Here is a 9,181-nt window from a genome sequence, read left to right on the forward strand (position 1 = left end):
GGTCCACACCCTGATGGGTCAGGCTCGTCCGTCCACAGGGCGTGTCATGCGGGTTTTGCCAAGAGCTCACGCGCGCAACGATCGGACGTATGCCCGACGTCGTCAGCCCGCTGATCGCCACCGCAGACGAGCTGCTGCTCGACGATGCACTCCGCTGGTGCGCCGCCGTGGGAGCCGTGCCCGAGGTGGCCCCGGACGTCACCGCGGCCCGCAGGTCGTGGCGTCATGCCTCGCTGGTGATCGTCGGCGAGGACCTGGCCGGCCAGCTGGCCAGGGCCGCGCTGCCACGGCGGGAGCACGTCATCGTGCTGGCTCGCGAGCCAGCACGATGGTGGCCGGACGCCGTGGCGCTCGGTGCAGTCGCGATGTTTGCTCCGCATGACGAGGACGGCATCCTCGAGGCCTTGGCGATCGCGCTCGACGGCAGGGGTGAGGCGTGCGTCGTCAGCATGGTCGGTGGTTCTGGTGGTGTCGGTGTCTCGACACTCGCCGTGGCACTCAGCCTGGCAGCGCAGCGGCGGGGGTTGCGCTCGCTCCTGTTCGACGCCGACCCCCTGGGTGGTGGGCTCGAGCTGCTCACCGGGGGTGAGGGTGCGGAGGGGCTTCGATGGCATGACTTCGACGCAACCCATGGTCGGCTCAGTGCGGGATCGTTGGCGGATGTCCTGCCGGTGCACCACGGGGTGTCGACATTGTCGTGGGCCCGCTCGGGCACTGCGGTGCTGCCAGACGCGGTGCCTTCGGTCCTGACGGCGGCGGTGCGGGGCTTCGACCTGGTCGTCGCGGACATACCCCGGCATCTCGGTCCCGCGGGAGTCGACATCGTGGGCAGATCGGTGCTCACCGTTCTGGTGGTCGCGGAGGACATCTGCGGGATCGCGGCCGCCCGACAGGTGCTCGAACGGGCGCAGCAGATTGCGTCATCGATCGTCGTCGTCAGCGTGGGTCGGCCCGGCGGCGTCGGACCGGCAGCTGTGTCGGAGGCATTGGGGCTACCGGTCCTGGCCCGGCACCGTGTCGATCGGCGGATCCGTGTCGCCGTGGACCGCGGCATGGGGCCGGGGCGATCCCGGTCGGCACGCCGCACTGCGACGGCTGTGCTGGACACGTTGGGACTCGAGATCCCATGACAGAGCTGTCGATCCTGGAGCGAATCCGGCGACGGCTCGCCGCGGAGACCTCCGAGGCGACCCCGCACAGCGTCGCGGCAGCGTTGCGTGCCGAGCACCAGGTTGCCGGCAGCGGCACGGTCCTCGCGCTCGTCGACCAGCTCCGCAGCGAGACCCGCGGCGCCGGCCTCCTCGATCCACTCCTCGCGACACCAGGGGTCACCGACGTCCTGGTCAACGGACCCGATGAGGTCTATCTCGATCGTGGTCGGGGACTCGAGAAGTCCGCTGTGCGGTTCGCCGACGAGGCGTCCGTACGCCGGCTGGCGCAACGTCTCGCCGCGCAGGCGGGTCGGCGACTCGACGATGCGAGTCCGTGGGTCGATGCCCGGCTGAACGACGGCACCCGTCTGCACGCCGTGCTCGCCCCGCTGGCTCGGCCAGGGACGCTGGTCTCGCTGCGCGTGCCGGCACGCCGGACATTCACATTGGAGCAGCTTCACGCGGCCGGATCGCTCACCGACGAGTCAGCCGCCGTGCTGAGACGGGTTGTCGCCTCGAGAGCGGCGTTCGTCGTCACAGGCGGGACCGGCTCCGGCAAGACGACACTGCTGGCCGCGCTGCTCGCAGAGGTCGATCCCCATGAACGGCTCGTCATCGTGGAGGACGCCACCGAGCTGAGACCGGACCACCCCCATGTCGTCGGGCTCGAGGCGCGGCCGGCCAATGTCGAGGGCGCAGGACTCGTGACGGTCCGCGACCTCGTGCGTCAGGCACTGCGGATGCGTCCTGACCGGCTCGTGGTCGGCGAGGTACGCGGCGCCGAGGTCGTCGACCTGCTCGCGGCGCTCAACACGGGTCACGAGGGTGGGTGCGGCACGCTGCACGCCAACTCGACGACCGACGTACCAGCCAGGTTCGAGGCACTCGGGGTGGCGGCAGGGCTGCCCCGCGAGGCCGTCCACAGCCAGCTGGGCGCCAGCCTGGATCTGGTGATCCACCTGGTCCGCGGTACCGACGGGCTGCGTCGAGTGGCACAGATTGCGGTCTTCGAGAGGAGTCCAGACGGTCTGGTCAGCTGTGTGCCTGCACTGTCACTCGGACGGGGTCGCTCGGAGAAGGGATGGGGCCACGACCAGCTCGAGGCGGTGATCGGGTGACGGTGCTGGCCGGTCTGTTCACGGTGTCGGCCCTCCTGTTGCGGCGACCCTCCGGGCGATGGCTGGCGCGGCAGCGGCTGGGAGTGGAGGCCATCCGTTGGACCCCCTCCTGGTCGATCGTTGGTCCGCCGGCAGCTGTGCTGGTGGTGGTGGCTGCCATCTCATTGGGAGTCTCGGGGCCCCACGTCATCCTGGTCGCGGTCACGATCGGCGTGGGGGTCTTCGGACTGCGCCAGTGGCGGGCCGAACGTCGCAGGAGGAGTCTGAGACTGCGGCGCGGGCTCGTGTCGGAGGCCATGGGCCTGATGTCGGCCGAGCTCCGTGCCGGAGTCCTGCCACAAAGGGTGTTGACCGGATTGGCACCGGACTTCGACTTCCTCGCCTCGGCTGCGCGCGCGGCCGACCTCGGTGGCGATGTGCCCGCAGCCCTGTCCGCGGCTGCCGACGAAACGGGTGCAGAGCTGCTGGCTGAGCTTGCCGGTGCGTGGCTCGTTGCCGAGCGGGCGGGGGCACCCCTGGCGCGTGTGCTCGATCGGCTCGAGGAGACCGCCCGCGGTGACCTCGAGGTCGAGCGCGAGGTCGAGTCCGGGCTGGCACCCGCGCGGGCGACGGGGAGGCTCATGGCGGTACTCCCGGTGTTCGGCCTGGCTCTGGGGTCAGGCATGGGGGGCGATCCGGTCGCGGTTCTCGCCGGGACGATTCCCGGCGTGCTCTGCCTCGCTGCAGGTTGCGGGCTGGCCTGTGCTGGGGTGGCGTGGGTCGAGCAGATCGCGACAAGCGCAGAGCGGGAGCCATGATCACGGCGATGTTGGCCGCTCTGGCGGTGTGGTGCTCCATGCCGGGCACGGCGACCGCCAGGCGGCGCGCGCTCTTCGGCGGACCGGGGCAGGGCAGTCGGATGGATCCAGCCATTCTCGCGGCCATTCTCACGCCTCTCGCGGCTCTGCTGGTGCTGGGTATGCCGCTCGGGCTCCTGATCGGCATACCGCTTGCAGCTGTCGTGCACCGGTCGATGAGCAGGCTTGAGTCGTCCTCGGTCCGCCGCCGCAGCGCGCAGATCGCCGCCCAGCTTCCCACCGCACTGGACCTGATGGTCGCCGCGCTGGAGGTCGGCCGTCCACCCGTGACGGCATTCGCGTTGGCCGCGGAAGCGACGGCGGAGCCGTTGGGGTCCGAGCTCGGCCTGGTCGCCGGCAGGCTGGCGATCGCCGGAGACTCCGAGGTGGTGTGGCGGACACTCGCCGCCGAGCGGTCACTTGCGCCGGTCGGCCGCGCCTTTCGCAGGGCGGCGACATCGGGCATGCCAGTCGCGCAGGTCGTCTCGGGAGTCGCCGACGAGCTGCGACGTGAGCGTCGGGCCAGCCGGCGTGAGCGCAGCCGCAAGGTCGCGGTGCGCACCGCAGCACCCCTGGGTGCATGCTTCCTGCCGGCGTTCTTCCTGATCGGGATCGTGCCGACGATCATCGCCACATTTCGATCCTTCAGCTTCTTTTGATCTCCGTCCACAGCAGCCCAACCCGGCCCCCTTTTCCCCAGCGCCTGCGTCGTCGTCGCAGATCAGGTGGCTCGAGCCACATCTTCTAGTCGACAGATTCATCCATCGAAAGGACTCCACATGTTGCACCTCCAGCGCCGCGCCGAGCACGGCATGACGACTGCCGAATACACCGTCGGCACCCTCGGTGCCTGCACGATCGGCGGCGTGCTCGTCAAGGTCGGGCAGTCTCCTTGGTTCGGCAAGCTCGTCGAGGACGTCATCAGCAAGATCCCCGACCTCCTCCCGTTCTGATCCGACCGGTCCGGGGCGGCGGAGCGTCGCCCCGGACCCCCTGACGAAAGGACCTCGCATGTCACCTCACAGCGAACGCGGCATGGCGACTGCCGAATACACGGTCGGCACTCTCGGCGCCGTTCTGATCGCCGCGGTTCTCTACAAGTTGGGTCTTCTCGACGACCACAATCCGTGGATGGAGGCCATCAGGAACCTGCTGGATCGCGCGCTGGGATGGGGCCGGCTCAACGATCTGTTCACTCGCATGCCCCGCCATCCCATCCGATTCCCATGAGGCGAGATCGGGGGATGGTGACGGCCGAGCTGGCGACAATCGCTCCGTTCGCAGTGGCCTTTTCCTTCCTGTTGCTATGGGTCGTCTCTCTGGGCCTGACCCAGGTCCGCCTCGCGGACGCCTCACGCGAAGCGGCTCGCATGATCGCTCGTGGCGAGTCGATTCAGGAGGCCGAGGGAGTCGTCCGTCGGCACTCCCCGTCGGGTGCAGAGGTGACGGTCGACTCGGAGTCGGGCGCCGTGACGGTGACCGTGACGGCCAGGTCGCGGATGCCTCTGCCCTTCTTCTCGGGCATCGGCTCGCAGGAGATGGAGTCTTCGTCGGTCGCCGCGGTGGAGTCGCCATGAGATCGCACGCTGATCGTGGTGCGGTGGCTGTGCAGGCCTCGGTGGTCGCGCTGATGCTGGTCATCGCCGCAGTGCTCGTCACTGAGATCGCCGGGCTCGTGCGCCTGCGACACCAAGTCGCGGCGGCCGCAGACCTGGCCGCGCTGGCGGCGAGCCAAGCCAGCGTCGGGGGGCAGGATGCTTGCACAGCGGCCCGACGCATCGTCGACCGCAATGGTGCCGAGCTGCTGACATGTCGGATGGACTACGACGTCGCCACGATCACCGCGCGAGGCACGAGCAAGTCGTGGTGGGGCCACCGGTGGGCGTTCGAGCAGGACGCCCGAGCCGCCCCCGACTTCTACCTGCCGGACTAAGTCTTGGATCTGGTTGCGTAGGAACTCGGCAGCTCGCTGCCGGACTACGTGGCCGGTGCGTCGCTCAGGAGGGCGTCGAGCAGGCGTACGGCCCCGGCCTTGTCGAGCGGTTCGTTGCCGTTGCCGCACTTGGGGGAGTGCACGCATGACGGGCAGCCGGTCGAGCACTCGCAGGCGTCGATCGCGCTGCGGGTGACGTGCAGCCAGCGAGCCGCCAGCTCATAGCCGCGCTCGGCAAATCCAGCGCCCCCGGGATAGCCGTCGTAGACGAAGACTGTCAAGGTGCCGGTGTCGGGGTGGAGTGCGGTGGAGACGCCGCCGATGTCCCAGCGGTCGCAGGTGGCCAGGAGCGGCAGCAGGCCGATCGCCGCATGCTCGGCGGCGTGTGCGGCACCTGGCACATCGTCGTGCTCCAGCGCGGCCGCGACGGCCGCAGGGGAGAGCGTCCACCACACGGCCTTGGTCTGCAGGGTCCGGGCCGGCAGGTCGAGCATCTCCTCGCCAAGGATCCCGCCGCCTGTCGTGCTCCTCATGAGATAGGAGACGACCTGGTCGACGACGTCGACCGAGCCGAACGACATCGCTGCCTCGCCCCACTGAACCGTGCGCTCGGTCTCGGTCACCGCGATCTCGGTCACCGACCTGGCCATCGTGGAGTAGTCGGGGTCGTCTCGGTGCACGATGGCGACGCCTTGCTCGACGTCGTAGTCGTCGACGATGTGGACGTCGCCCTGGTGGATGTAGACCGCGCCCTGGTGCACCGTCGAGTCCGCTGATCCACCGTCAACTGTGCCGATCAGTCGGCCGGTCGACGCGTCCACGATCTGCACCGGCGCGCCTCCGCTGGAGCGGATGTCGGCGAGATCGCTGGCCCGTTCGCGCTTGGTCCAGAACCAGCCGGCCGGTCGCCTGCGCAGCCAGCCCGCCGCTTCCAACGCCTGCACGCCCTCCGCGCTGCGCGGTCCGAACAAGGTGAAATCGTCTTCAGTCAGCGGGATCTCGTGCGCCGCTGCCGCAAGGTGCGGTCCGAGGACATAGGGATTGTCGGGGTCGAAGACCGAGGCCTCGACCGGGCCGCCGAGCAGGGCCTCTGGGTGGTGCACCAGGAACGTGTCGAGCGGGTCATCGCGTGCCACGAGGATGCCGATCGAGTCACGACCGGACCGGCCGGCCCGTCCGAACTGCTGCTGGAGCGCGGCGCGGGTGCCCGGGAAGCCGACGCTGATGACGGCGTCCAGGCCCGCGATGTCGATGCCCAGCTCGAGCGCATTGGTGCTCGCCAGACCCAACAGATCGCCGCTGCGCAATCGTTGCTCCAGCTCGCGACGTTCCTCCGGGAGGTAGCCCCCGCGATAGGTCGCGACGCGGCCGACCAGCTCTGGATCGACCTCGCTGAGCCGCCGCTGCGCGGTCGCGGCGACGGCCTCAGCCCCGCGTCGCGATCGGACGAATGCGAGAGTGCGGACCTTGCCGATCACAAGATCGGTCAGGAGCTCGCCGGCCTCGGTCGTGGCGGCCCTACGGACGGTGCTCTCGACCTCTGCCCCGCTCGTCGGGTCCCGCCCGGGCAGGAGCGGCGGCTCCCACAGGGCGATGGTGCGTGCGGCGTGCGGAGAGGCATCGTCGGTCACGGGGACGACCTCGAGCCCGGTGAGTCGGCCGGCGAACACCTCGGGCTCGGCCACGGTCGCGGAGGAGAGCACGAATGTGGGGTCGGCGCCGTAGTAGGCGCAGATCCGCCGGAGCCGCCGCAGGACATGGGCGACGTGTGCACCGAAGACGCCCCGGTAGTGGTGGCACTCGTCGATGACCACGTGACTGAGGCCACCGAGAACGCGAGCCCATCGGGCGTGCGCCGGGAGGATCGAGTGGTGCAACGTGTCGGGATTGGTCAGCAGGTAGTTGGCGTGGTCCCGGGCCCAGACCCGCTCCTCCCGCGAGTTGTCACCGTCGACCGTCGCGGGCCGGGCGAACCCACGGGCGCCGGACAGCCTGCGCAGCTGATCTGCCGCCAGCGCCTTGGTCGGTGCCAGGTAGAGGACAGTGGGCAGCCGGTTGCCCCGAAGTGAGCTGCCCGATCGACCCTCGGCGAGCCCGGTCAGGGCCGGCGCCTGGAAGACCAGCGACTTGCCCGACGCCGTACCGGTGGCGATGACGACGTGTCGGCGCGCGTGGACGTGGTGCAGGGCTTCGGCCTGGTGGCCCCACAGCGCCGAGATGCCCTCGGACTCGTACATCGCCCGAACCGCCGGATCGACCCAGGTCGGCCACGGCTCGACGACCGCTTCGTGCTCAGGCAACCGCTCGACGTGTGTCACCCGTTCGCCGTAGCGCAGCAGGAGATCGGCGGGGTCCACCAGCAGAGTCTCCCAGACTGTCCGCTGACAGGTCGCTCGTCGGCGCGCGCGAGTCATCATGATTGAATGCAGGCGGAGAAGGGGAGTGCCGAGATGGAGCTGTCACTGACGTCGCGTGCCGACGGTGAGTTCGAGATCATCGAGGTCGGAGGCGAGATCGACGTCTACACCGCTCCCAAGCTCCGTGAGGCGATCGTGACGGCTGTCGACGCCGATCGCACCCGCCTGATCATCGACGTCCAGAAGGTCGACTTCCTCGACTCGACCGGCCTCGGGGTCCTGGTCGGCGCCCTCAAGCGAGTTCGCGCCGAGGGCGGATCGCTCGATATCGTGTGCACCCAGGAGCGCATCCTCAAGATCTTCGAGATCACCGGCCTCGACAAGGTCTTCGGGTTGCACACGACGCTCGACGAGGCCCGCACGGGCCGTGCCTGAGACAGGATCACCCCGGTGACCAGCGGACCTGCCGCCGAGCGGCACGCAGCCGATGAGCATGACCTGATCCGCGTGCACGGGGCGCGGGTCAACAATCTCAAGGACATCAGCATCGAGATCCCGAAGCGCCGACTGACGGTGTTCACGGGTGTCTCCGGATCGGGCAAGAGCTCGCTGGTGTTCGGGACGATCGCTGCGGAGTCGCAGCGGCTCATCAACGAGACATACAGCTCGTTCGTCCAGGGCTTCATGCCGACGACGGCCCGGCCCGAGGTGGACGTCCTCGACGGGCTGACCACGGCGATCATCGTCGACCAGGAACGGATGGGCTCGGACCCCCGCTCAACCGTCGGCACCGCCACCGATGCCAACGCGATGCTGCGCATCCTCTTCAGCCGGCTCGGCAAGCCGCACATCGGCTCGCCCCAGGCGTTCTCGTTCAACGTCGCCTCCATGTCGGGTGCGGGTGCGGTCACGATCGAGCGCGGGGGCAACCCGACCAAGGAGCGACGCAGCTTCAGCATCACCGGCGGCATGTGCCCGCGATGCGAGGGCCGCGGCGCGGTCAACGACATCGACCTGACCCAGCTCTACGACGACACCAAGTCGATCGCCGAGGGAGCGTTCACGATCCCCGGCTGGAAGTCGGACAGCTGGTGGACCGTCCGGATCTATGCCGAGTCGGGCTTCCTTGATCCGGACAAGCCGATCAACAGGTTCACCAAGAAGGAGATGCAGGACTTCCTCTACCGGGAGCCGACCAAGGTCAAGGTGGAGGGCATCAACCTGACCTACGAGGGCCTGATCCCCAAGATCCAGAAGTCGATGCTGTCCAAGGATGTCGACTCGATGCAGCCGCACATCCGTGCCTTCGTGGAGCGGGCGGTCACCTTCACCACGTGCCCCGACTGCGACGGCACCCGGCTCAGCGAGGCGGCCCGGTCCTCGAAGATCGAAGGGATCAACATCGCCGACGCCTGCGCGATGCAGATCAGCGACCTCGCCGCATGGGTGAGCGGGTTGAAGGAGCCCTCGGTGGCGCCGCTGCTCGACACGCTGCGGCACACCCTCGACTCCTTCGTCGAGATCGGCCTCGGCTACCTCTCGCTTGACCGCCGGTCCGGCACGCTGTCGGGCGGTGAGTCGCAACGCACCAAGATGATCCGTCACCTCGGGTCCAGCCTGACCGACGTCACGTATGTCTTCGACGAGCCGACGATCGGCCTGCACCCCCACGACATCGTGCGGATGAACGACCTCCTGCTGCAGCTGCGCGACAAGGGCAACACCGTGCTGGTCGTCGAGCACAAGCCGGAGACGATCGCGATCGCCGACCACGCCGTCGACCTCG

At 69.0% G+C, this 9,181-nt stretch carries 10 protein-coding genes and 1 pseudogene; 10 read left to right on the plus strand and 1 reads right to left on the minus strand.

Translation table 11 applies throughout. From position 1 onward, the window contains the following. Positions 1-89: 89 nt before the first annotated feature. From ssd to WKF39_RS11695, 8 genes are all read left to right on the plus strand, one after another. Entirely contained in the window at positions 90-1,130 is a 1,041-nt protein-coding gene (ssd, locus tag WKF39_RS11660; protein ID WP_340388547.1) for a septum site-determining protein Ssd, read from the plus strand. Beyond that, complete coding sequence (locus WKF39_RS11665) at positions 1,127-2,269, plus strand: TadA family conjugal transfer-associated ATPase (protein WP_340388550.1); 1,143 nt, start codon at positions 1,127-1,129, stop codon at positions 2,267-2,269. Before ssd ends, WKF39_RS11665 begins: the two co-directional genes overlap by 4 nt. Then, complete coding sequence (locus tag WKF39_RS11670; protein ID WP_340388552.1) at positions 2,266-3,066, plus strand: type II secretion system F family protein; 801 nt, start codon at positions 2,266-2,268, stop codon at positions 3,064-3,066. The genes WKF39_RS11665 and WKF39_RS11670 overlap by 4 nt, the downstream gene beginning before the upstream one ends. A gap of 8 nt (positions 3,067-3,074) precedes the next feature. Continuing rightward, positions 3,075-3,764: a type II secretion system F family protein gene (locus WKF39_RS11675; protein ID WP_340388554.1), complete on the plus strand. Its 690-nt coding sequence runs from the start codon at positions 3,075-3,077 to the stop codon at positions 3,762-3,764. 120 nt (positions 3,765-3,884) lie between these two features. Continuing rightward, positions 3,885-4,058 (plus strand): DUF4244 domain-containing protein, encoded by a 174-nt coding sequence (locus tag WKF39_RS11680; protein ID WP_340388556.1) that lies wholly within the window; start codon positions 3,885-3,887, stop codon positions 4,056-4,058. Positions 4,059-4,116: 58 nt separating this feature from the next. Beyond that, a complete protein-coding gene (locus WKF39_RS11685) occupies positions 4,117-4,335 on the plus strand; it encodes a DUF4244 domain-containing protein (protein WP_340388558.1) in 219 nt (72 codons plus the stop codon). Further along, on the plus strand, positions 4,332-4,682 hold the full coding sequence (locus tag WKF39_RS11690) for a TadE family type IV pilus minor pilin (RefSeq protein WP_340388560.1): 351 nt from the start codon (positions 4,332-4,334) through the stop codon (positions 4,680-4,682). Before WKF39_RS11685 ends, WKF39_RS11690 begins: the two co-directional genes overlap by 4 nt. Next, complete coding sequence (locus WKF39_RS11695) at positions 4,679-5,038, plus strand: Rv3654c family TadE-like protein (RefSeq protein ID WP_340388562.1); 360 nt, start codon at positions 4,679-4,681, stop codon at positions 5,036-5,038. The genes WKF39_RS11690 and WKF39_RS11695 overlap by 4 nt, the downstream gene beginning before the upstream one ends. 44 nt (positions 5,039-5,082) lie before the next feature. On the opposite strand, the gene WKF39_RS11700 is transcribed toward WKF39_RS11695, so the two are convergent. Continuing rightward, a complete protein-coding gene (locus WKF39_RS11700; protein WP_340388566.1) occupies positions 5,083-7,395 on the minus strand; it encodes a DEAD/DEAH box helicase in 2,313 nt (770 codons plus the stop codon). Positions 7,396-7,488: 93 nt separating this feature from the next. On the opposite strand from WKF39_RS11700, the gene WKF39_RS11705 reads away from it, so the two are divergent. Both WKF39_RS11705 and WKF39_RS11710 read left to right on the plus strand, forming a co-directional pair. After that, positions 7,489-7,830 (plus strand): anti-sigma factor antagonist, encoded by a 342-nt coding sequence (locus WKF39_RS11705; RefSeq protein ID WP_340388570.1) that lies wholly within the window; start codon positions 7,489-7,491, stop codon positions 7,828-7,830. Between the two features lie 15 nt (positions 7,831-7,845). After that, positions 7,846-9,181: pseudogene (locus WKF39_RS11710) on the plus strand (excinuclease ABC subunit UvrA); the annotation flags it as partial.

This window comes from Aeromicrobium sp., from assembly GCF_037719875.1.
GTDB lineage: Bacteria > Actinomycetota > Actinomycetes > Propionibacteriales > Nocardioidaceae > Aeromicrobium.

Coding starts and splice junctions, on each gene's coding strand:
- WKF39_RS11685 (WP_340388558.1), top strand. CDS start 4,117: ATGTCACCTCACAGCGAACGCGGCATGGCGACTGCCGAATACACGGTC.
- WKF39_RS11695 (WP_340388562.1), top strand. CDS start 4,679: ATGAGATCGCACGCTGATCGTGGTGCGGTGGCTGTGCAGGCCTCGGTG.
- WKF39_RS11675 (WP_340388554.1), top strand. CDS start 3,075: ATGTTGGCCGCTCTGGCGGTGTGGTGCTCCATGCCGGGCACGGCGACC.
- WKF39_RS11705 (WP_340388570.1), top strand. CDS start 7,489: ATGGAGCTGTCACTGACGTCGCGTGCCGACGGTGAGTTCGAGATCATC.
- WKF39_RS11665 (WP_340388550.1), top strand. CDS start 1,127: ATGACAGAGCTGTCGATCCTGGAGCGAATCCGGCGACGGCTCGCCGCG.
- WKF39_RS11680 (WP_340388556.1), top strand. CDS start 3,885: ATGTTGCACCTCCAGCGCCGCGCCGAGCACGGCATGACGACTGCCGAA.
- ssd (WP_340388547.1), top strand. CDS start 90: ATGCCCGACGTCGTCAGCCCGCTGATCGCCACCGCAGACGAGCTGCTG.
- WKF39_RS11690 (WP_340388560.1), top strand. CDS start 4,332: ATGAGGCGAGATCGGGGGATGGTGACGGCCGAGCTGGCGACAATCGCT.